Consider the following 20,207-nt stretch of genomic DNA (forward strand, 5'->3'; position numbering starts at 1 on the left):
TCCTTCGTTGTTAGAAAGACCATTATGCTACGATTTTAATCTTTTGAACAATAACGATGTTGCAGCTCGCGCAAAGAATTTAGAAATTCTTCGGCGTCACCATGACTTCTTAGACGCACAAATTTGATATGAGAAAAATGGGGATTCACCAACATCTCTTCATATTTTAGTTTGACCTTTGCATAAGTGGTGATGGTCCACCAGATAATGGAGTCCTTGCTAAAAAAGCTCTTGCGGAAGGACTCACGATTGCCCGTGCCCTCCCAGAGTTCGTCTTTTCTCCAAGATCTTTTAAAAGCACGTCGCACGGCTTGATAAAGAGTTCTGGAAAATGAATAATCCACCCACACGACAAGATTTATTTTGCGCCACTTAATAGGAATCGTGCGAGTGTAGTTTCCATCTAAAACCCATTGCTCTTTTGCCAAAGCATTTTCAAGCTTCAAGAAAAATTCTTCATCCGAAGGTTGTTCCCAATTGGGTTTCCAAAAGACCTTATCCATTTCCACATAGGGAAACGCAAGAACTTCGGCGATCTCTTTACTCAATGTGGATTTACCTGAACCACTGGTTCCAACAACATTGATACGCGAAATTTCTGCAAGGCTTCTTACTTCTGACAAGGAAAATGGCGAAGTGCTCATTGGCAAAATTATTAGGAATAATCCGAAAATACTCAAGTGCTATAAGCTTGTGACCAGATTTTTCCAGTCACAAGCTTATGAAGAAAGTTATTTATATGAACGGAACCAAATCGCATTATCAGTTCCTCTCACAAATACTAAGATGTGATTTCTCGCAGTTGAGTTCGCCGCAGGACCTGATGTAAGTCCTCCACCTAGTGACTCCCAACCCGACCAACTACCGCTGAACCACTTGTGCCAGAGGGCGTTGTCTGTTCCTCGAACAAAGACATCAAGTCGACCGTTACCCCACGATGCCACGTCAGGAGACGACGTTAAAATGCCTCCGAGAGATTCCCAACCTGACCAGGCTCCACCACTAAACCATTTGTGCCAGAGGGCATTGTCTGTTCCTCTGACAAACACATCTATGCGACCAGGTCCCCAAGAAGCCGCCTCTGGATCTGAAGTCAGAATTCCACCTAAAGATTCCCATCCCGACCAAGCTCCACCACTAAACCATTTGTGCCAGAGAGCATTGTCTGTTCCTCGCACAAAAACATCCAAACGACCCGATGACCAAGTCGCTGCACCAGGCCCTGAAGTTAAGACGCCGCCCAGTGATTGCCACGAAGTCCAATGGCTACCAGTGAAAGTGCGCTGCCAAAGAGCATTGTCGGTTCCACGTACAAAGACATCGACTCGATTGCCTCGACAAGCCGCTGCTGGAGATGAAGTTAACACTCCACCCAATGAAACCCAACCAGACCAACTATTTCCATCCCAGTGTCGGAACCACAAAGCATTGTCGGTACCGCGAACAAACACGATGGTTCGAAATCCTGATCGCGAACAAGATGCAGGATCGGAAGTTGCGACTCCTCCAATACTTGCCCAATCGGACCAACCCGGTGCGCGTGGATCTTCATGTTGAATCTGCAAATCCCCTGGATCTTCTTTTGCATCTGTCGCGATGGCATTATTGGAAAGCGATGCACCCATAAGCATCGCCGCCAAAAACACAATTAAATTAAAACGCATATCATCCTCCTAAGTCTTGCGTTGTGCATTTGACCCAAACTTAACCAGAGGTTTGAAGCGAAGCCAGAGCAATCCGATGCGTATGCCAAAAGGCCGCAAGAACCGGTGCCTGTTGGCACGAGGCTCGACGCTTTTTAAATTTTGGTCGAGAAAAATATTTCGTCGTTTATTTGGAGGCTTAGTTGATGGTCGTCTCGAACGGAAGAGTGAACTCTGTATGGAAAAAGCCCTTCAAGTTCGTTCGAAAATGAAGGGCGCTAAATTTATTTGTGACGCGAGAACAATGGTTTATACAAAGACCAATAACCCATCGCCGCTGTTACATGCAAGGCAATCATCACGACTGGCATAACCACGTTTTCTAATCCCGGTGTCAAAAATGAATGGAAGAAGAAAATTTGCAGTGTGATTGGAGCCAAGATAACCAAAGCCAATGGCGCTGCAAAGCCAGAAAGCAAAAGAGCCCCACAAATAACTTCTGTCCCTTTAAGTACCGGGAAGAAATACGGAGCGGCCATCATTCCCGTCATAAAAGCCATTGCGCCTTCAGGCATCGTTGGCGGAGCCGGAATAAAATTTAGAAATCCATTCAGACCAAATACAAAAAAAATCAGTCCCAGGATAATTCTCGCTGCCATAAAAATTTTGTTTTTCATGAAACCTCTCATTGTTGCTTGTTAATATTGCCACCTACAATTGCATAGCAATTTTACATCAATGGCAAGCGTCTACTTCGCATCAACAATAACTTCAAAACCACCATAACTCATGCGCTTGGAATCAAACGGAGTTCCTATCGGCGAGTTGAGGTCATCACCAATGCACTCGCGATATTCGAGAGCTCCATGCTCCATCCAAACCTTACTCGCCATTTTAGCGATCGCTTGGTAAGACTTTACCTTCTTCTTTGAAATTGGAATCACAAATCCATCAACATACTTAGCCATATATCCTCCTTAAGAAATTTTAGGTCCAATTTATTTCGACTTCGAAACTCTAAGCGAACGAATGTAAGCCAGCGCCTGAGACGCCGCATTTTCAAACATATCCGTATCTCTTTTCATTTTCGTCAAAAGCATTCCTCCCTGCATAATGGAAATACAGAAATCCGCCAAAGCATCCGGATTGGCGGAAGAGGACAACTCCCCAGCTGCTTTTTTCTCTGCAAAAAACCGAGCCATTTGACTGCGCGACCACTGTAAAAAGAATTTTACATCTTGGCGAAGAAGCTCTTGATCATTTGAAATGTCATTGCCAATAGTTCCGATAGGACAAGAGCGCTCATTATTCACAGATTTTTGAAAGTCGATGTAAGTCTGGAACCAACCCTCCAGATCTTTCCAAGATTTTATGTCATATCCCGTTGGGGTTTGTCCGCTCTGAATCACTTCATGCAAAAACTGAAGTGTAGCATGAACCAGTCCATCTTTATTTTTGAAGTAATGAGTGAACTGACTTTTGCCAGTTCCCGATCGGGCCAAAATCTGGTCAATACTCGTTGCGTTCACCCCTTGCTGATGAAAAAGATCTAGAGCCGCATTTATCATTCGCATACGTGTTTCAGATTTAACTGCCATATATCACCTATTACACACTGTTCTAATTAGTACAATTATTACACGATTTTGATGCGACAAAGCATACTTTCTATACGTAAATGGCTCAAAATGAGTCTTCTTATAATCTGGACTTGAATTGTACTAGTTAGTACAGTAGTTTCAGGTCATGGAGGTACACCATGGCTAATAAAACCATCACCCTGACAAGAGTTTTTGATGCACCCAAAGATGTCGTTTGGAAAACATGGACCGATCCTGAGCGCATGAAGATTTGGTGGGGTCCAAAAAATTTTACGGCGCCGGTTATTAAAAATGATCTTCGTATCGGCGGAAAGTATCTCAACGCTATGAGAGACCCCGATGGCAAAATGTATTGGAGTACTGGCACCTATAAAGACGTCAGATATCTTGAAAAGATTGTCGCATCAGATTCTTTCTCTGACGAAAAAGGCAATATCGTTCCTGCCAGCCAATATGGCATGGAAGGAATGCGTGATGAACTCGAGATCACCGTTCTTTTTGAAGATCAAGGAGACAAAACCAAACTTACGCTCGTTCACAAAGATTTCCCCGAAGGCGAAATGTACGACATGTGCGTTCAAGGTTGGAATGAATCCTTAGACAAATTCGAAGCCGCATTAAAAGCATCTAAAAAACCAGAACTAGAACTATAAAAGGACAAAAAAATGGCTAGACAGATTTACGTGAATTTACCCGTTAAAGACTTAAAAAAATCCATGGGCTTCTTTAGTCAGTTGGGTTTTGAATTCAATCCCGAATTCACCAACGATCAAGGTGCCTGCATGATTATTGGCGAAAATATCTATGCCATGCTTTTGGACGAGGAATTTTTTAAAACATTCATCGATAAACCCGTATGTGATGCGAAGAAAAGTACGGAAGTTTTGGTCTGCTTCTCCGCAGACACACGCAAAGACGTGGATACCTATGTCACCAAAGCTCAAAAGGCTGGCGGCACGGTTCCACGCAAATCTCAAGATCACGGATTTACGTATCAGCATAGTTTTGAAGATCTCGATGGTCACATTTGGGAAATCGTTTCTTACGAACCAGCGAAATAAAATATTTTAGAAGAGAATTTTTAAATCCGGCCGCCATTGGTGAAATACCGGAGGCGGCCGACCTTTAAGCCCGATCTTACTTTGTCGGAATCAGAATTTCCGTAATCAATTGATCTTCTGGCGTTGTTCTTGGGTCGTTAACGTAATTTTCAATATAATAATCATCACGCTTCTGTGCGCCTGACTTGTTAAAATTCTCAAAGGCCATTCCACATGCTTGGGGCAAATTGGCGTAAGAGCCCGTCAAAGTGAAGCGAGAATATTTTCCACCTTCAAATTTAATATATTTAAAACCCTCAGGAAGAGTTTTCGGCTTGGTGTCCACCACAACACCTGCGCAATAAATCATTTGAGGTTCGATTTTATAAAGACTCATGTAACCAGTGATTTTGGAACTCTTCGAAATTTCGGCAACACCTTTATGAAGAGCTTCCCATGCTTTCTGAGCCGTTTCCATAAAGGGACCAATTTTTTCTACACACACATAATGAGTCGCAGGCCAATTTACGATTTCGGCTTTTTCCGTCAGCTTCATAAATGCTCCCTTTACTTTTGTGCTTCTACAACGGTTTTAAGATTGTTGATGCCTTCCGAGAACTGGTCCCCCACCATTTTTTCGCAATCAATAAGGACCGTTATTAGCTTACCGAAAAATCCGCCATCACCTGACATAGACCAAGAAAAACGCGTGCCCGTTCCCTCAGGAGTCAGTTTATACTCAACAAGGTTTTCAGCGTGCATTGGTTTTATCATTGTGAGTTTGATATCCACAGCTTCGTTAGGAACAATTCTTAAGATCTCAAGCTTCCCAGAGCCAGCATCTTTATTTCCTTCAAACTCCATAATAGAGCCCACTTGTGCCTCTGGACCCGAGAATGTCTTTTTCATATTTGGATCCACTTTTTCATAGGGAGACCACTCGGCCCCTTTTTTAAAATCGACAAGATAAGGAAAGATTTTTTCCGGAGGAGCATTAATCACTCCACTGCGGTCGTAGCGAAATTTCCCGTCACGAGTTGATACGTACCCCAAGAATCCTACAACTATAATAGCAATGATAAGACCTACGATTTTAAACACAATGACCTCTCTTTTAGATATGATCAAAACTAACATACTAATTGGTATGTTGTAAAGACCCTTTAAATTTGCTAGACTCATTTGTAATGACAAAGAAAAAACCCTCCCCTAAAAAGACGCGCGATCTAGAAAAGTCTCGGAAAGAGATTCTCGATGTGGCTTTCTTCGAAGTTTTTTCCAGGGGATTTCAAGGCGTTAGTGTTGACGATATTGTCAAAAAGACGTCCATGACAAAAGGGGCTTTCTATCATCACTTCCCGACAAAGCTCGATTTGGGGTATGCCTTGGTTGATGAAGTCATTAAGCCCATGATTATAGATCGTTGGATTCGCCCTCTGGATAATTACGACAACCCTCTTGAGGGAATCCTCAAGCAGATGAAAATCTTGATCGGTAAATCTGATCCCGCTCATCTGAAGCTTGGCTGCCCTTTAAATAATCTTGTGCAGGAAATGGCTCCGGTGGATGAGGGTTTCAAAGTGCGCCTGCAAGCCGCTTTGACTCTGTGGATTGATGAAATGGAAACTCATCTGAAGCGCGCCAAAAAAGCGGGATATTTAAAAAGCGATGTGAACACACGCCATGTCGCCCACTTTGTGGTGATGACCCACGAGGGTTTTTACGGAATGCTCAAAGGCCTGGATGATCCCAAAGCCTTCGAAGCCATGTTTGATTCCTTAAAAAGATACTTTGAAACTCTAACTTAGTTTTGTGTGCAGTAAGAGTAGTTGTAACCCTTAGCCATGCACTCGACAAGTTTCGCATTTGATTCCAATTTACGAGCGCAGTATTCCATTGCTTGCGCATAGTTCATACCGTGATGAGCGGCGATGATACCTGACAAGTTGCAAACTTTTTCAGACTTACGACACATTTGGTGAGCTTGATCAAGATTTCCGCGAGCCGGGCCCGCCATCATTTCGCTCACGCAGTTTGCGAATACGGGAGAAGCAAATACCAAAGTCATTGTCACAAGAAGTGCTTTCATTTTGATCCTTTCGGTTAAATATTCGCGCTATCAATCTAAGAATTTGCCAGAGCAGTCAACGAACCACTCTAGCTTTGAAAGGTTTAACAGCGCAAATCTGTTCCACGATTTTCTACAGGATCTTTACTAGCCTTTTATTTGCTTCTGATCTTTTACTTGTAAGCTTCCTTAAGTTTTTCAATATCAAGCTTTGTCATCTTTAGCATCGCGCTCATGACTCGCTCTGTTTTGGCCGCATCACGGTCATTCATCATTTCGGTTAAGATTGTCGGAGTGATTTGCCACGAAACGCCATACTTATCTGTCAACCATCCGCATTGGCTCGTTTCCCCACCCTGAGAAAGCTTCGTCCAATACTGATCTACTTCCTCTTGATTCTTACAATTTATAACAAATGAAATCGCCGGAGTGATTTCCTGTTTTTGCTTAGACTCTCCTTCCATTAAGACAAATTCTTGTCCATCTAGCGAAAACATCGCGTGCATAACGGAATTAGTCTTAGGATCTCGATGAATACTTTCGATATTGGAATTTTTAAATTGAGACATGTAGAAGTTGATCGCTTCCTCACCTTTACCAAAAAGTTTATCCATAAATAAGAAAGCAGGAGCTATCTTCTGCTTATGATCCGCTAAGATAAGCTGCCATGAAAGGCCGTACTTATCTTCACACCAGCCATACTTTTCGGACCATGGATACTTTTTAAGTTCCCAAATCGTTGAACCGCCTTTCGTAAGTTTTCCCCACAGATTGTCCATTTCAGCTTCCGTTTTACACGATACAAAAAGAGAAACTCCCGGAGTAAACTTAAAAACGGGACCTCCATTGAGGCCCAAGAAATGTTGGCCATGCAGTTCAAACTCCACCGTCATCACCGAGCCCTCTTTCTGTCCCGATGCTTGGGCTCCCGCTTTTCCATAACGGGCGATTCTGCCTACCTTAGAATTTTCAAAAAGTGACGTATAGAATTTCGCAGCGTCTTCTGCTTGATGATCGAACCAAAGACAGGGATTAATTTTTTGCATAAAACCTCCTAAGTTTTCATCTCGATATCTACACCATAAATAGACTTGATCTACATATGCAAATAAACAGAACAAACCTAGACAAAATTTTTTAAATTAAAATCCGGCAAAGTTAACTGTGACCTTTAGTGTACTTTATCACTCGAAACTCTTTTTTCTCTCTTACCTTCCAAAATTGACCCACACTTTCTTGCGAGAAGAAAAAATACACGCACAAAAGGAAATACTCATGGAAGCAAAAATCACACCCCAAGGGGTCGAGTCCAAAAAATCCCACCTAACACTGCGCTGGGAGAAAAGTCGCATCGTCTCTATTCCTCCTGATTCAAATTTGGTAGAGGCTGCAAGACTTATGAAAGATGAGCAAGTCGGCGACGTTCTTGTTATGGAGGACAGCGCCTCTGGCGACATTCAAGGAATTGTCACGGATCGCGATATCGCTCTTTGTCTTGCTACCAAAAGAGATCCCGCTTCAGTTCGCGTGAGTGACGTGATGTCTTCCTCCGTAGTGACCGGTTCGATTGAAGACGACATTTTTAAGCTTGCGGGTATCATGAAAAATTCCGGTGTCACTCGTCTTCCTTTGTTAGGCAGAGATGATCAAATCATTGGCGTGGTAACTGCACGAAACTTGATTGAAGTTTGCCTAGGTGCACTTTTTGATCTTGTGCAGATTTCTGAAACTCAACATCAAAACGAAAAGTCTCATCACTAATCGGAGGACGTTATGCCTGAAAAAGCCGTGGTTGAAAGAGCACGCCAAAAAGCGCGTGAAGGAAAGTCACCTTCCACTCAAGCAGGTGAGTTTGTAAAAGCTACGATAGATAAAATTCGTGCCGGCGTTCACGGTGCAAGGAATGTTAAGCAGGCCATTGCCATCGGACTTTCGGAAGCGCGCAAAGCCGGAGTCAAACTTCCTCCCCAACCTGGAAAGAAGGCTAAAGCTGCCAAAAAAACTCGACGTCGTCCTTCTTCTGAAACTTCAACCAAAAGAGCACGGGCCACTTTAAATGCTCTGAAAAAAGAACCAAAATCGACGGTTTCTTCGTCAGAGTTATCGAAATTTGCAAAGCAGGCTGCGAAAAAGAGAGGCCCCGCAAAACGGCACCAAGCCGCAATGAAAGCTGTTAAGACAAAAGGCCCTCAGGGTTTGAAGAAGGCCGGAAAAAAAGCTGCGCATACAAGAGAGATGCGCGCCCACCATTAGTCAGAGGAGTTAATCATGAAACGTCCAAGCTCTCGTTATCGTCATGTCACTTCTGATACCATTGACTATGGATTGAGATCCAATGTAATTCACAATCCTTCGTCGGGTTATAGCTATTCTGATGCCGAATCTTACGAATGGGATCGAGCCATGAATCCCAACGTTCGTTACGTTCCCGGAGAAAACAACCGCGACCTTTCAAGAAGTAGTCGATACGCTGATGAACGCCGAGAAAAGTCTCACTATGGAAAAGGTCCTAAGAATTATCGCCGCAGTGACGAGCGAATTTATGAAGATGTTTGTGAGGTTCTCTCCATTCATCCCGAAATAGATGCCAGTGAAATCACAGTTGATGTTGATGATGGGGTCGTTATTCTTGAAGGTTCCGTTGAAACCCGACGAATCCGCGCTTTAACCGAAGAGGTGGTAGAAGGCCTTTTTGGCGTTGATGGAGTTGAAAACAATCTTGAAGTGATGGAAAGAGACCGTGATATGCGCCGAATCTCTCGAAGTTTGGCTTAATCTGACGGTAAATTTTCTAAAAAAGCTTAAATATTACGCTCTTATGCAGATTTTCGTAGGGCTTTTCGCAGAATGAAAGATAGAGTGCTGTCATCTTTGATTTTATTGCGTGAGGTCCCTCGGTATGAGTTCATTTTCTGATTTTGGTTTGCTGCCGTCTCTTCTAAAAACTCTTAAAGAAAAGAACATGACAAAACCCACCGAGGTTCAAAACAACACGATTCCCCTGATCATGGGTGGACAATCTGTTGTGGGTGTTGCCGAAACCGGCAGTGGTAAAACCTTGGCTTATGCTTTGCCTCTTTTACACATGCTAAAAACTTTGGAAGACAAGGGCGAACCAGTTACGGCTGAATCCACTCCTCGTGCCATCGTCATGGTGCCGACAAGAGAATTGGGCGAGCAGGTTTCAAAAGTTTTTAAAACTCTCACTCATGGCACTCGTTTGCGTGTGCGACCTGCTCTTGGTGGTATGGCAATGGAGCAAGCTCGCCGAAATACATCTGGTGAGTTTGAAATTCTTCTGGCAACACCGGGTCGTCTTGTGCAAATGATGGATCTTGATTTTATCAACCTCACGGATGTACGTGCTTTAGTTTTTGATGAAGCCGATCAGATGATGGATCAAGGATTCTTACCTGACTCAAATAAAATCTATTACGCTTGCCCTAAAGATGTTCAGTTGGCGCTGTTCTCTGCAACGGTGTCTCCTGCAGTTCAAGAATTGATTAATAATCTTTTTTCGAATGCAGAGATCTTTAGAAGTGCTGGCAGTGGTAAAGTCGTAAAAAGTCTGACGACACAAAATCGTATTGTCAAAGACGGTCAACGCTGGCCCGTCCTTGAAAAGATTTTGAAAGAGCCCGTTGAAGGTGGAACTATTCTTTTCACTAACACCCGTGAACAATGCGACAAACTTGCAAAGGAACTTGCCGACAACGGTTATGTTGCAGTGATGTACCGTGGTGAAATGGAAAAGAACGAACGCCGCACGAATCTTAAAAAGTTCACTGAAGGCAAAGTGAAGTTCTTAGTTGCGACAGACCTTGCCGGTCGCGGTCTCGACATCTCTAACGTCGATCGCGTGATTAACTATCACCTTCCAAAACAACAAGAAAATTATCTTCACCGCGCAGGCCGTACAGCTCGTGCAGGTCGTAAAGGTGTCGTGATCAATCTTGTTACTGAACGCGATGAACGCCTGTTAGCGCAACTAGAAGGACGCAAACTTCCAGAGAAGAGAGATCCTTCTAAATACAACTCTCGTCCGCAAACAGATAAAAGCAAACAACTTGTCAGCAAAGGGAAGCCCGCTGCTGGCGCAAAACCTGCTTCATCAAAATCACCATTTAAGAGCAGACCTAAGTTTGAATCAAGCGCACCTAAACGCCGTGGATAGGTGCTTTATTTTCCAAGATTAATCATCCCTTTAAAATCCATTGGGATGACGATGGTATTTACTTTGCCATTGGCGATGGCTTCCGCGATTTTCATATTTGCCATCGCTGACATATACTCAATCGCACCTTTATTCGAGTTCAATGCAGCAATTCTTTCTGCTTCCTTTTTCGCAGTTTGAACTTCTACTTCTTTCTGTTTGTACTCATTCTTAGCTCTAACAAGATCATTAGCCGAAGCGACAACTGAATCTGCCGGCAGAATCACGCGCACCAAAACCTGGCTAATTGTTACTGAGCCATCGAGGCTTTCATCGGCCAGACTTCTCACCATCAGTTCCTTTACTTCAGTTTCAATCGCCTGACGGTTGTCGTTCATATCCAGGGCATCATATTTTCTCACAGACTTGTAAATAGCATTACGAGCCGTTTGATGTACGTAGTTATACATCAAGTAGATATCGCCATCTTGTTCCGCATGAAAAGATCTGTTCTTTTTTATGTAAAGTTCACTGACCGTCTGTGGATTAATGCTGTAAATAACGAGTGCATCAAAATCCTTCATGGTGCTGTTGTCTTTCGCGAGCGGAGTCATATCCTCAACACGAACACTGACGTCCTTAACTGGAAAAGTGAGAACACTGCCGATGATGGTTTGATTGAAAGTTCCAGGCAACAGCTCACCTGAACTGATTTGTTTATCGAACCCAATTCGAACACCGACTTCGCCGGTTTCAATACGAGTACAGCCCAATGATTGAAGAAATAGAAAACAAATAACAAGAAATCTGAGCAGATTCACTTAACACATCCTTGTAAAGTTTTATTCGTATACAAAGATTTCGCCATGACTCAAAGTTCGAAGTCAACCTGATTCAATTTAGCTCCTGAGTCTTTTCAATTGGGCTTTTTGATAAGCTCCGAAAGCGCCGTTGAAAAGGCAACGTATCAAGGGGTCTTCAACGATGTCGGCGGATTGGATTTCTTTTTCTATCTCCGGTGTGAAAGTGATGTCATTGATTCGCATGTACATCGAGGTTAAGGACTCTCCCAACTCTAAAGCGGCATAGAACTTTGCAATTGGAATTTCCGTTGTCCACGACAAGGGTTCATCACTGTTTTGAACGAGTTCGATATTTGCACCATTTAAAACGTAATGGAATTGCGAGACCTCGCCCCTGTGGTCATAAACGGACAAACGCCACAGTCGCGGTTTTTCAAAGTACTCATCTACTGGTGGCTCCATAGATCTGTACTTTTCTAGAAGACCTGAGCGGCAATAATCGTAAACTCTCTCGGCCTGAGCTTCCGTGAGTGGATCAAATCGTTTTGCGATTTCCGACGTTGGCGGAGGTTTGACGCTAGCATTGTATTCGTAATCCACGTCTTGCTCTCCGAGAGGTTTAATCCAAGAAAGCGGCGAGGATTTTTCAATCGCGTGTTTGTTCAAATTCACGGACACAGAAGGGTTCAATCTTACAATTTGAGCCCCTGGCAACGCCGATCCAACTTCTTTTGCAAACTGCTTATAGGTAATTGGAAAGAAGGCCTGGTTGTACCAAGACCAATCTTCCAAAACGAACTGACAAGAACTCGGAACGATATGTTTTGGATTCAATGCCTTAAGTTGCTCAATCCACTCCGGAGGCAGTTCTCGTGAAGCCGCCTCTGATCTAGAAGGTGCGATTACTTCAATTTCGCGCATGGTTTGAAATGGCCAGAGAACCATATCCCATGGCCCTTCTTGCACAAGCTTATCAAGAGTCGAATAGTCAATCCACGAATCAACAACGTTCAGAATATTCAAACCTGCGGCTTTAACTTGAAATAAAGAATCCACGTCTTCATCCAAAGCTCTGCGAGGAATAATCTCAAAAGAGCCCATCTTAACCACAGAGTCTATTTGCAAAGAATGAACATTTTTAAAACCCAACTGTCGGATCAACTCAAAAAGTTCTTCAAAGATGCAGTAGACATAAATCGGAGTATTGCGATTTAAAAAATTCAAACTCTCAAAGGAACAATGATCGTCGTGGAAATGAGAAATAAAAACGGCATCGAGTTTAAGGCCACGAATTTGCTCATGATCAAACTGGACATTGGGAAAAGCGTGGCAGTTTCTACTGAATGGATTTTCAAAAATCGGATCAAAAGCGATTTGAGTTTTATCGCACTCAAAGACATAGCCAGCATGGAGAATTCGAGAAATCTTAAGACTCATTATGGCCAGATACTAGAGTTTATCTCGGTAAATGTGAACGCAATAGTGAGTTAATTAGGAGATTTTCCCCTAAAGAATGAAATTTCAACTTTATAACGTGGAATTGGCCCTTAGACCATCGCGCCACTCTAGATCTTTGGGTTAAATCGAGGGATGCTACATCGCTTTCGCATGTTCCAAGAACCAAATCGGACGATTCTGATCATAAGATCTGAATCCGCCGATCTATCGGTTGCACAGAAGTACATGACGAAGAACGACTGGAGCACTTACAGCACATACAACCTGCACGATGCAATTAACTACATCATCAAGCAAGTTCCTCAGTTTATTATGGTCAGCATCGACCATCCCAATAAAAATATTAAGAACTTTACCAAGCTGCTTATGCAAAGCTTTCCCGATCGCGTAATTGTCTTTGCAGAAAAAGCACGTCCTTTGACCTACCACCATTTTAACGAGCTGGGCGGAGAATTTAATATCTATCCACCGGTGAGTGGTCCTTCTATCGAAAGAACTCTCCTTGCCTATTATAAAAAGCAGGTGGGGCCTAACAGTTCAAAGACGATTCAAGTTTTCAAAGGTCCTCAGTGGAACAAGCTTGCAAACAACGAAGAGTGGGCGCTCAAAAAGCCAAAAGCTCCGCAATGGCAGGAAACTTTCTCATTAGCGAAAGCTAAGGAAATGTTGGCGGTTATTGAGGACAGTCCTGCTCCCCTTGGGACGGTTACCAATAAATTGCACAGCGACGATGAAATAGGTGATGTTAAAACAACCATCACAGAACAAAATATCGGAAAAGTATCTGTACGCGAGTCCTTAATTTCTTTGGCTGCGAAACAAGCTTTGGAACAAACAGTTCGCAATATTAATCCTCGTCGCATCGAAGAAATTAAAATCTCATCGAAAATGTCCTGCATCTTTGTCGACTCCACTCGTTTCTCCGGATACTTGGTGGCGGCCCTCGGCAAGGATAAGGAACCAGAAGATGCATTTTTGGAAAAACTCAGAGAAAGAATTCTCCACTTTCTTAAAAAGAATGGTGAGAAGATCAAAGAAACTGATCATCCTGCCTCTTTGGTTTTAAAAAAGGTCGACTTTAAAAATTGGGCCGGAAAAAATGCTGAGTTCCTTAGAAGCTCTATCCATGATGATGAAGAAGTTTCCATTGCGTTTTTCCCTCGAAGAAATATCCGTGCTCAGTTTGAGGATTCCACCAATGAGAAAATGGCCAAAATTAAACTCGAGGAAATCAAGCCCGACACTCCTGTAGAGTTTAATCTCTACATCTATCTAAAAGAAAACAATCGATACGTGCGCTACACCCAAAAGGGTTCTAAACTTCTATCGATCCAGAAAGAGCGCCTCTTAAAACAAGGCCTTAAACACATGCACCTTTTTAAAGAAGACATTCCTGAGCTTAATAAATTCCGTGCGCAAAATTTCCTTAATGAAAAGATTGAGCGCTTTAATGCTGAGATGGAGCAATCAGCGTAGTTCTGCATCAAGGCTTCGCAAAATATCTGGCGCCATACTGCGAGCTCTCCCTTCTGTCACACGTCCTAATAGAATGATCTTCTTAACAAATGCTCTCTTAACTAGAGGCAACTGACGCACTTTGCACCACTTAGCTCCCAACGGAGAACAAAGTGGCAGACCTTTATCTGAAAGAGATTGCGAAATCTTCTCTGTCGTTGGGAAGTTAATATTTGCCAGATGTTGGACGAAGCGAATCCATCCTTTTACAAAGTACCGCTCCTCAAAAGGAACCGCCGGGTTGTCTAAAATGCCGGGTCTATCTCTGATCCCTGTATAAATGGACTCCATGTGTGCACGCCAGAGCAAACGTCCCACATCATCTCTTCGTGGAGAATCCCGTCTGACATCTGCCGCAAAAAAATATTTTAGCCATAACAAACAAAGGTTCTTCCGAGTATGAAATGAGCAGGCTTTGCTGCCGTAAGTGAGATAGCTTAAAAAGAACTCATGGGGTTTCACCGTTAAATAGGAGTTGAGATGATACCAAGAGGCAATTTCATCTCTTCCGCTCGCTTTTTGCCATGTCGTTTGCACATAAAGTCCGCCAAGCAAACCCACGGCATGTCCATACCGAATTGGGCGCCCAGGAACGATTTTTCCCATTTCCTTTATATTCACTATTCTTTTGGAATAGGAAATCTGAGCAAAAGAACCCAAACATAGAAAAAGAATACAGAAGAATAGAAGAAGCGGCCTCATGATCCAAGCTTCACCCTAATCACCAAATCTATTCAAATGACTCTCTGTAAATCTGCCGGACTACAGGCCTTGACGTTTTTCACAGGGTCCGTCTATTGTAAGGACATGAAATTAATCTCATGGAATGTCAATGGTCTGCGCTCGGTGCATCGGAAGAATTTCCGCGAGTGGTTTGAAAATGAAAAAGCAGATATTGTCTGCCTACAGGAAATTAAAATTTCCGAAGAAGCCATTCAAGAGGATGAAACATTTTATCATCCTGCTCGTTATCACTCTTCTTGGGCCTTTGCAGATAAAGCCGGATATTCGGGTTTAGCTCTTTATTCCAAAAAAGAACCCGATGAAGTTCGCTTGGGACTTGGCATTCCGAAGTTTGACAGTGAAGGACGATGGCTTGAAGCCGACTTCGGCCCTATCACCGTCGTCAACAGCTATTGGCCAAACAGCCAACGCGATCACGCCCGTCTTCCCTTTAAGCTTGAGTTCTGTGCAGCCGCTGAAAAAAGATTGGAAGCTTTAAGAAAGAAAGGCCGCGAAGTCATCATCTGTGGCGACTTCAACATTGCTCATAAAGAAATTGATCTCAAAAATCCAAAGACTAATATGAAAAATGCGGGCTTCCTTCCGGAAGAGCGCGCATGGATGACAAAGTTCTTGGATAAATTAGAATGGGTCGATAGCTTCCGCAAATTTGAACAAGGACCTAACCACTACACTTGGTGGAGTTATCGTCCTGGAGTCAGAGAGAAGAACGTGGGTTGGCGCCTGGATTATTTCTTAGTGAATAAGGAAGCCTCAGATCGTTTGAAAGCCGCCGCTCATTGTCCGGATGTGATGGGATCAGATCACTGCCCTGTTCGCCTCACACTGAAAAAATAGTCAGTCGGGTTTGTAGTTACTGATATTTTCAAAAAGTTTTTCCATGCGGCGATAAAGCTCTGCGATGTGCTTTTCAGGATCTTTTCCTGCCAGCATGGATGCTTCTTCAATTTTTTCAATACAGCGCAAATCCTGACAAATAATGTAAGAGTTGCTGACTTGAGCACTCATCGTCACCGAAAGAAATCCAATTTCTTCTGAAGAGCCATAAGCGTGACACCAGTTGCAAAGTCCACCGACGGATTCTCCACTGTGAGCTGTGCGCTTAAAAGCAACTCCGCGCGGAAGATCCCAGTTGGGCATCTTGAAAACAAGATATGTATAAACTCCTGATGGCTCTTTCCAAGTAAAGTAAGAGCGAACATTAAGAGGAAACTGCAGTCTTTCTGGCAGAATAAGTTTTTTTTGATCTCTCAAACGGAACGCCTGAATCAGTTCCTCTTCCGTCTCAATAGAGAAAATATTTTCTTTCGTGAAGTTATTTATTTGAGATTGCACTAGACTCTCCTAGAGACATTCTAAGATCCCAAAAACTGACTGTCTAGTTGATATGGACTTACGTACGCAAAGTCGCAAAATACCGCTTCAAAGAGTCATAGAGGGCGTCAAAAGCCTTAGGATCGTTTAATCCCTTCAGCATTCCGTAGAATCCCTCATGAGCCATTACCACAAAATGAGCGACCTGACGGGTATTGACGTCTTTCTTTAAATATCCCTCTTCTTTGGCGCGCTTTAACTCACGTTCCATGCCTTCGATCCAATATTGGAGTGCATCTTCCAATCGCTCTTTAAATCCCTTATCAATCGGAGCCATTTCTTGAACAAGATTATTCAAAGGACATCCGTAGCGAAGCTCTTCGGGCTTTGCTTTGCCAATAAGATTTTTGATTTGCGCCAGAATTCCTTCCAAAGGATTTTCATACTCTTTTAAAGGATCAATCCATCGACTGTAAGTCATAGGTTTAATAACCTCATCCACAAGGGCATAGCCTAAATCCAGCTTCGTCGGGAATTGATGATAGAAAGCCCCTTTAGTCATGGACGTCTTTTTCACAATGTCATCAATGCTCACCCCTTGAAATCCGCGAGTGTAAATCTCCCAAAATGCAGCCTCCAAAATCTCTTTTCGGGATTTTTCCAGGTTTCGCGTCTTTTTAGGGCTCTTTTTTCTATCAACCATATAAAGAGTCTAGCAAAAAACTCCGATCTTTACAACATACTATTTAGTATGTTAGCGTATTTCATATCTAGAACCAAGAGGAGGTTGTTATGAATATTGATCCAAAGTTAGATTTAGTACTTACTCGTGAACTCAACATTTCCCCTGAAGCCGTGTGGCGTGGTTGGACAACGCCAGAGCTTATTTGCAAATGGTTTTGTCCTGAGCCGTGGAAAGTCACTGAAGCAGAAATCGACCTGCGCCCAGGGGGTTTATTCCGTACAGTGATGCAATCTCCAGAAGGAGAAAAATTTCCAAATGTCGGTTGTATTCTGCAAGCTGAGCCTAACAAAAAACTTGTATGGACAGACGCCCTTCTTCCGGATTTCAGACCCGTTGTAGCTCCAACATCAGGAGCGGGATTGAATTTCACAGCGTTCATTATTTTAGAACCGATGAGTGGCGGCAAAACCAAATACACGGCCATCGCAAAACACAAAGACGAAGCCGATCGTAAGAAACATGAAGAAATGGGCTTTCATGAAGGCTGGGGTATCTGTGCCGACCAACTTGAAAAGTTGATGAAGAGTCTTTAAGAAAATTAGATTGGTTTAGAAAAGGTCCCGGCAGCGGGTAGCGCCGGGACCAAGCTTCTTAGTCGCCGCGGTTGTCTATGCAGCGATAGCCAAGCACACACGTTTTTTTATCAGTCGTGCGAACCCAGTACGGAGATTCGTCTTCACCGATAGGGCAGCGTTGCACAAGACCATAGATAGGTACAACGTCACCGTTGCCAGTCGTAACGTAAATACGACCATCTTCGTTGTAATCTGCACGAGCCTCTGCGCAAGTCATGTTCACGCTTCCCGCGTGAGCTGCCGTAGAAAAAAGAATCATCATAGTAATGAACAGTGGTTTCATTGAACTCTCCTTTTTGTAAAGTTTAGAAAATCTTTATGCATCTAGGTTGATCGTCTCAAGTTACCTTTTCTATACTTGATACCAGACAAGGAGGAAAAGTTCTCAGAGGGAACGCCCCTCTGCGAAGAGACACAGACCTCCTTCAAATCCTAATTTTCCGGATCGGCGCATTTTTTCTCGACCGTCAACATAGAACACTTTACGCTTTCTTTAAGGAGATAAATCATGAACATTTTATTTTGGGTTCTTCAGGTCCTTCTCGCTTTGCATACTGCCGTAGGGGCTGTGTGGAAGTTTTCTCATTCTGCCGAGCAGACGATGCCTTCCTTAAGCGCGATTCCTCACGGAGCTTGGCTTGCCCTCAGTATCTTCGAATTGCTTTGCAGTGTGGGACTGCTTCTCCCTGTACTTAACAAACGCTTTGCCATGCTAGTTCCTATTTCGGCAATCGGCATTGCTTTGGAGATGCTGCTCTTCTCTGGCTTGCATCTTTACTCAGGCGACACAAACTACGGACCGATGGTATATTGGCTCGTTGTTGCAGTGTTATGCGTTTTTCTTGCCTACGGCAGATTCGCACTAAGACCTATAATTTGATTTTATCTTTTACAGTTTTTTCGTATAAGCAAACGCGCGCTTCGTCCAACCGTTGCGCTCGTAGAATTTCACACCGCGAACATTTTCAATTCCTGTGCATAATCTTAAAGTGTTGCATCCACTTGCCTTAGCAATTTCTTCTGCAAACTTGAGCAACTCCGCACCAAGACCTTGAGATCTAGCCTTTTCTGTTGAAACAAGATCATCTACATAAACATGTCTTCCGCGAACATAGTCCGACAGAAATCGATAACCCATGACGGCCATAATCTGACCTTTATCTTCAATCGCCACAATTTCATAGCCGTCGGCGATGTGGGCCTCATTATAAATTGCAATATACTCTTCAAAGCTAAGATGTGGTCTTAGCTCTTTCATGATGGGATAACAACGCTCAAGATCCGTTTTACCTTTTACTGTAAAAGTACGTTTATTCATTTCATCTCGTTCCATTTTGCAGTCAGAGGTCGACAGATAGAAGGTTTCTATCTTAGCGATTAAAACTCTTCAAGTCCAATAACGTTGCCCTCGCAGTCCCAGAACCATGTATGCTTAGGACTATCGCCAACTTGTTGGATTACATTTACTTGAATCTCTTTTGCTTCAAGCCATGATTTCACTTCATCAATATTGTCGACAATAAAGTAGGGCATCGGTCCTTTTCCGATATTTGATCTATCATCACCTGTCGCATGAAAGTCCAAACGTCCCATTTCAGCATGATTCAGCGACAAGAACTCGCCGGGTGCATAATAACCGATCGAAAATCCAAGTTTCTCCTTATACCACTTGCTGACTTTTTCTAAATCTTGACCCCACATCATGACGTGACTGATTCGTTTAATCATTTTTCTTCCCTTCTTTTTCGACAGAAAAAATTTGGTTCGCTACAAAAACAACTTTCGAATTCTTTGATCGAGATTCAAGTTTGCGAATCTCTTCCATGGCATTACCGAGAATTCGAAATGCCTTTTCCATGTCCTTCTTCTCTAGAAGGAAAGCCTGATGATTGAAGTGATTATCAGAGACACTTCCAACATAAGCTTTATGGGCTTGCTCCAGGACTTGCGTATAATCGACGTTGAGTCTGCGACCTTCTCCCCTATTTTGCAGATAGGTCTTAAATTTCTTTGATCCGGCAATGAACCCCAACCGAGTGAGAAATCGCAGGGCTTCTATGGCCATGAATTTAGGAACACCTAACTTGGCAGCCGCCATTTCAATATTTTCTGCAACAGACTCTCGCTCATTCATTTTGAGAAGTGCATCAGCGACCCAATCCACAATCGTAAAGGTCTTAGGGGTGAGCTCCGATGCCTCCAATGTCTGCTTCAACTTTTCTTGCGCGATCTTCTTTTGTTTTGGCGACCGAGAGTGCTCGGCCTCTACGGACAAAAGAAAAATTTCAGCATCGATACCTTCAAGTCCTAACGCCCGAACAAATTCATGAGCCAATTCGTTTGAGATACCTCGTTTACCATTAATAGCTTCGCTCAATCTCGACGGAGAAGTCTTCAAATCTCGCGCAAAAGCACGAAGGGAGTAACTGGGATTTCGAATACGTCGATTCTCAAACTCGCTTTGAATATAATGTCGGTAATTCTCAAGCCTCATGAGAACTATTTAGCATCATCGAACTCGTAGAACAATATGTTCGGCGAACAAAAC

At 43.2% G+C, this 20,207-nt stretch carries 29 protein-coding genes; 11 read left to right on the forward strand and 18 right to left on the reverse strand.

Features of this window, described 5'->3' with window-relative positions; genetic code table 11:
- Window positions 1-35: 35 nt before the first annotated feature.
- From ACL934_RS18450 to ACL934_RS18470, 5 genes are all read right to left on the reverse strand, one after another.
- Window positions 36-644 carry an adenylate kinase gene (locus ACL934_RS18450; RefSeq protein WP_413612733.1) on the reverse strand — a complete coding sequence of 203 codons (609 nt, stop codon included), beginning with the start codon at window positions 642-644 and terminating at the stop codon, window positions 36-38.
- An 87-nt stretch (window positions 645-731) separates the two neighbouring features.
- Entirely contained in the window at window positions 732-1,664 is a 933-nt protein-coding gene (locus ACL934_RS18455) for a hypothetical protein (RefSeq protein WP_374076027.1), read from the reverse strand.
- A gap of 263 nt (window positions 1,665-1,927) precedes the next feature.
- On the reverse strand, window positions 1,928-2,320 hold the full coding sequence (locus ACL934_RS18460) for a DoxX family membrane protein (protein WP_374076029.1): 393 nt from the start codon (window positions 2,318-2,320) through the stop codon (window positions 1,928-1,930).
- Between the two features lie 72 nt (window positions 2,321-2,392).
- Entirely contained in the window at window positions 2,393-2,611 is a 219-nt protein-coding gene (locus tag ACL934_RS18465; protein ID WP_374076031.1) for a DUF1428 family protein, read from the reverse strand.
- Between the two features lie 30 nt (window positions 2,612-2,641).
- Complete coding sequence (locus ACL934_RS18470) at window positions 2,642-3,241, reverse strand: TetR/AcrR family transcriptional regulator (protein WP_413612734.1); 600 nt, start codon at window positions 3,239-3,241, stop codon at window positions 2,642-2,644.
- A gap of 161 nt (window positions 3,242-3,402) precedes the next feature.
- On the opposite strand from ACL934_RS18470, the gene ACL934_RS18475 reads away from it, so the two are divergent.
- Both ACL934_RS18475 and ACL934_RS18480 read left to right on the forward strand, forming a co-directional pair.
- Window positions 3,403-3,897 (forward strand): SRPBCC family protein, encoded by a 495-nt coding sequence (locus tag ACL934_RS18475; RefSeq protein ID WP_413612735.1) that lies wholly within the window; start codon window positions 3,403-3,405, stop codon window positions 3,895-3,897.
- A gap of 12 nt (window positions 3,898-3,909) precedes the next feature.
- Entirely contained in the window at window positions 3,910-4,305 is a 396-nt protein-coding gene (locus ACL934_RS18480) for a VOC family protein (RefSeq protein WP_413612736.1), read from the forward strand.
- 76 nt (window positions 4,306-4,381) lie between these two features.
- On the opposite strand, the gene ACL934_RS18485 is transcribed toward ACL934_RS18480, so the two are convergent.
- Window positions 4,382-4,840, reverse strand: a complete 459-nt coding sequence (locus ACL934_RS18485; RefSeq protein ID WP_413612737.1) for a GyrI-like domain-containing protein — start codon at window positions 4,838-4,840, stop codon at window positions 4,382-4,384.
- Window positions 4,841-4,851: 11 nt separating this feature from the next.
- Window positions 4,852-5,385: an SRPBCC family protein gene (locus ACL934_RS18490; RefSeq protein WP_413612738.1), complete on the reverse strand. Its 534-nt coding sequence runs from the start codon at window positions 5,383-5,385 to the stop codon at window positions 4,852-4,854.
- 86 nt (window positions 5,386-5,471) lie between these two features.
- On the opposite strand from ACL934_RS18490, the gene ACL934_RS18495 reads away from it, so the two are divergent.
- The gene (locus tag ACL934_RS18495; protein WP_413612739.1) at window positions 5,472-6,092 is read left to right on the forward strand and encodes a TetR/AcrR family transcriptional regulator; all 621 of its coding nucleotides are present in this window, start codon (window positions 5,472-5,474) and stop codon (window positions 6,090-6,092) included.
- On the opposite strand, the gene ACL934_RS18500 is transcribed toward ACL934_RS18495, so the two are convergent.
- Window positions 6,089-6,373 carry a hypothetical protein gene (locus ACL934_RS18500; RefSeq protein ID WP_374076038.1) on the reverse strand — a complete coding sequence of 95 codons (285 nt, stop codon included), beginning with the start codon at window positions 6,371-6,373 and terminating at the stop codon, window positions 6,089-6,091. The two genes, ACL934_RS18495 and ACL934_RS18500, sit on opposite strands and share 4 nt — an antisense overlap.
- A 152-nt stretch (window positions 6,374-6,525) precedes the next feature.
- Complete coding sequence (locus tag ACL934_RS18505) at window positions 6,526-7,398, reverse strand: VOC family protein (protein ID WP_413612740.1); 873 nt, start codon at window positions 7,396-7,398, stop codon at window positions 6,526-6,528.
- Window positions 7,399-7,627: 229 nt separating this feature from the next.
- Here ACL934_RS18505 and ACL934_RS18510 point away from each other — a divergent pair, with 229 nt between their 5' ends.
- The 4 genes from ACL934_RS18510 to ACL934_RS18525 all read left to right on the forward strand — a co-directional run bounded on the left by ACL934_RS18510 (window position 7,628) and on the right by ACL934_RS18525 (window position 10,526).
- On the forward strand, window positions 7,628-8,113 hold the full coding sequence (locus ACL934_RS18510) for a CBS domain-containing protein (RefSeq protein ID WP_374076041.1): 486 nt from the start codon (window positions 7,628-7,630) through the stop codon (window positions 8,111-8,113).
- 12 nt (window positions 8,114-8,125) lie between these two features.
- Complete coding sequence (locus ACL934_RS18515) at window positions 8,126-8,605, forward strand: DUF6496 domain-containing protein (protein ID WP_374076043.1); 480 nt, start codon at window positions 8,126-8,128, stop codon at window positions 8,603-8,605.
- 15 nt (window positions 8,606-8,620) lie between these two features.
- Window positions 8,621-9,127: a BON domain-containing protein gene (locus tag ACL934_RS18520; RefSeq protein ID WP_374076044.1), complete on the forward strand. Its 507-nt coding sequence runs from the start codon at window positions 8,621-8,623 to the stop codon at window positions 9,125-9,127.
- A 124-nt stretch (window positions 9,128-9,251) separates the two neighbouring features.
- On the forward strand, window positions 9,252-10,526 hold the full coding sequence (locus ACL934_RS18525; protein ID WP_413612741.1) for a DEAD/DEAH box helicase: 1,275 nt from the start codon (window positions 9,252-9,254) through the stop codon (window positions 10,524-10,526).
- A 5-nt stretch (window positions 10,527-10,531) separates the two neighbouring features.
- Here the strand turns inward: ACL934_RS18525 and ACL934_RS18530 are convergent, their stop codons facing one another.
- Complete coding sequence (locus ACL934_RS18530) at window positions 10,532-11,326, reverse strand: SPFH domain-containing protein (RefSeq protein ID WP_374076048.1); 795 nt, start codon at window positions 11,324-11,326, stop codon at window positions 10,532-10,534.
- Between the two features lie 78 nt (window positions 11,327-11,404).
- Complete coding sequence (locus ACL934_RS18535) at window positions 11,405-12,745, reverse strand: MBL fold metallo-hydrolase (RefSeq protein ID WP_413612742.1); 1,341 nt, start codon at window positions 12,743-12,745, stop codon at window positions 11,405-11,407.
- A 153-nt stretch (window positions 12,746-12,898) separates the two neighbouring features.
- Here ACL934_RS18535 and ACL934_RS18540 point away from each other — a divergent pair, with 153 nt between their 5' ends.
- On the forward strand, window positions 12,899-14,242 hold the full coding sequence (locus tag ACL934_RS18540) for a hypothetical protein (RefSeq protein WP_413612743.1): 1,344 nt from the start codon (window positions 12,899-12,901) through the stop codon (window positions 14,240-14,242).
- Here ACL934_RS18540 and ACL934_RS18545 read toward each other — a convergent pair.
- On the reverse strand, window positions 14,234-14,887 hold the full coding sequence (locus tag ACL934_RS18545; protein ID WP_413612744.1) for a hypothetical protein: 654 nt from the start codon (window positions 14,885-14,887) through the stop codon (window positions 14,234-14,236). The two genes, ACL934_RS18540 and ACL934_RS18545, sit on opposite strands and share 9 nt — an antisense overlap.
- Before the next feature lie 201 nt (window positions 14,888-15,088).
- Here ACL934_RS18545 and ACL934_RS18550 point away from each other — a divergent pair, with 201 nt between their 5' ends.
- Entirely contained in the window at window positions 15,089-15,862 is a 774-nt protein-coding gene (locus tag ACL934_RS18550) for an exodeoxyribonuclease III (protein WP_374076053.1), read from the forward strand.
- Here the strand turns inward: ACL934_RS18550 and ACL934_RS18555 are convergent, their stop codons facing one another.
- The gene (locus ACL934_RS18555) at window positions 15,863-16,360 is read right to left on the reverse strand and encodes an FBP domain-containing protein (protein WP_413612745.1); all 498 of its coding nucleotides are present in this window, start codon (window positions 16,358-16,360) and stop codon (window positions 15,863-15,865) included.
- Window positions 16,361-16,418: 58 nt separating this feature from the next.
- Window positions 16,419-17,042: a TetR/AcrR family transcriptional regulator gene (locus ACL934_RS18560; protein ID WP_374076057.1), complete on the reverse strand. Its 624-nt coding sequence runs from the start codon at window positions 17,040-17,042 to the stop codon at window positions 16,419-16,421.
- Between the two features lie 89 nt (window positions 17,043-17,131).
- Between ACL934_RS18560 and ACL934_RS18565 the strand changes: the two genes are divergently transcribed.
- Window positions 17,132-17,617 (forward strand): SRPBCC family protein, encoded by a 486-nt coding sequence (locus tag ACL934_RS18565; RefSeq protein WP_413612746.1) that lies wholly within the window; start codon window positions 17,132-17,134, stop codon window positions 17,615-17,617.
- Between the two features lie 58 nt (window positions 17,618-17,675).
- Here the strand turns inward: ACL934_RS18565 and ACL934_RS18570 are convergent, their stop codons facing one another.
- On the reverse strand, window positions 17,676-17,942 hold the full coding sequence (locus tag ACL934_RS18570; RefSeq protein ID WP_374076061.1) for a hypothetical protein: 267 nt from the start codon (window positions 17,940-17,942) through the stop codon (window positions 17,676-17,678).
- Window positions 17,943-18,167: 225 nt separating this feature from the next.
- Here ACL934_RS18570 and ACL934_RS18575 point away from each other — a divergent pair, with 225 nt between their 5' ends.
- Window positions 18,168-18,539: a DoxX family protein gene (locus ACL934_RS18575; protein WP_413612747.1), complete on the forward strand. Its 372-nt coding sequence runs from the start codon at window positions 18,168-18,170 to the stop codon at window positions 18,537-18,539.
- Between the two features lie 9 nt (window positions 18,540-18,548).
- On the opposite strand, the gene ACL934_RS18580 is transcribed toward ACL934_RS18575, so the two are convergent.
- Genes ACL934_RS18580 through ACL934_RS18590 form a run of 3 tightly spaced genes read right to left on the reverse strand, consistent with a single transcriptional unit; the run spans window position 18,549 to window position 20,153 of the window.
- Window positions 18,549-18,977 (reverse strand): GNAT family N-acetyltransferase, encoded by a 429-nt coding sequence (locus ACL934_RS18580; RefSeq protein ID WP_413612748.1) that lies wholly within the window; start codon window positions 18,975-18,977, stop codon window positions 18,549-18,551.
- Window positions 18,978-19,036: 59 nt separating this feature from the next.
- Window positions 19,037-19,387 carry a VOC family protein gene (locus ACL934_RS18585; RefSeq protein WP_374076065.1) on the reverse strand — a complete coding sequence of 117 codons (351 nt, stop codon included), beginning with the start codon at window positions 19,385-19,387 and terminating at the stop codon, window positions 19,037-19,039.
- On the reverse strand, window positions 19,380-20,153 hold the full coding sequence (locus ACL934_RS18590; RefSeq protein WP_374076067.1) for a TIGR02147 family protein: 774 nt from the start codon (window positions 20,151-20,153) through the stop codon (window positions 19,380-19,382). The genes ACL934_RS18585 and ACL934_RS18590 overlap by 8 nt, the downstream gene beginning before the upstream one ends.
- Window positions 20,154-20,207 lie beyond the last annotated feature (54 nt).

It is taken from the genome of Bdellovibrio sp. HCB-110 (assembly GCF_047323225.1).
In the GTDB taxonomy this organism is placed as follows: Bacteria; Bdellovibrionota; Bdellovibrionia; order Bdellovibrionales; family Bdellovibrionaceae; genus Bdellovibrio.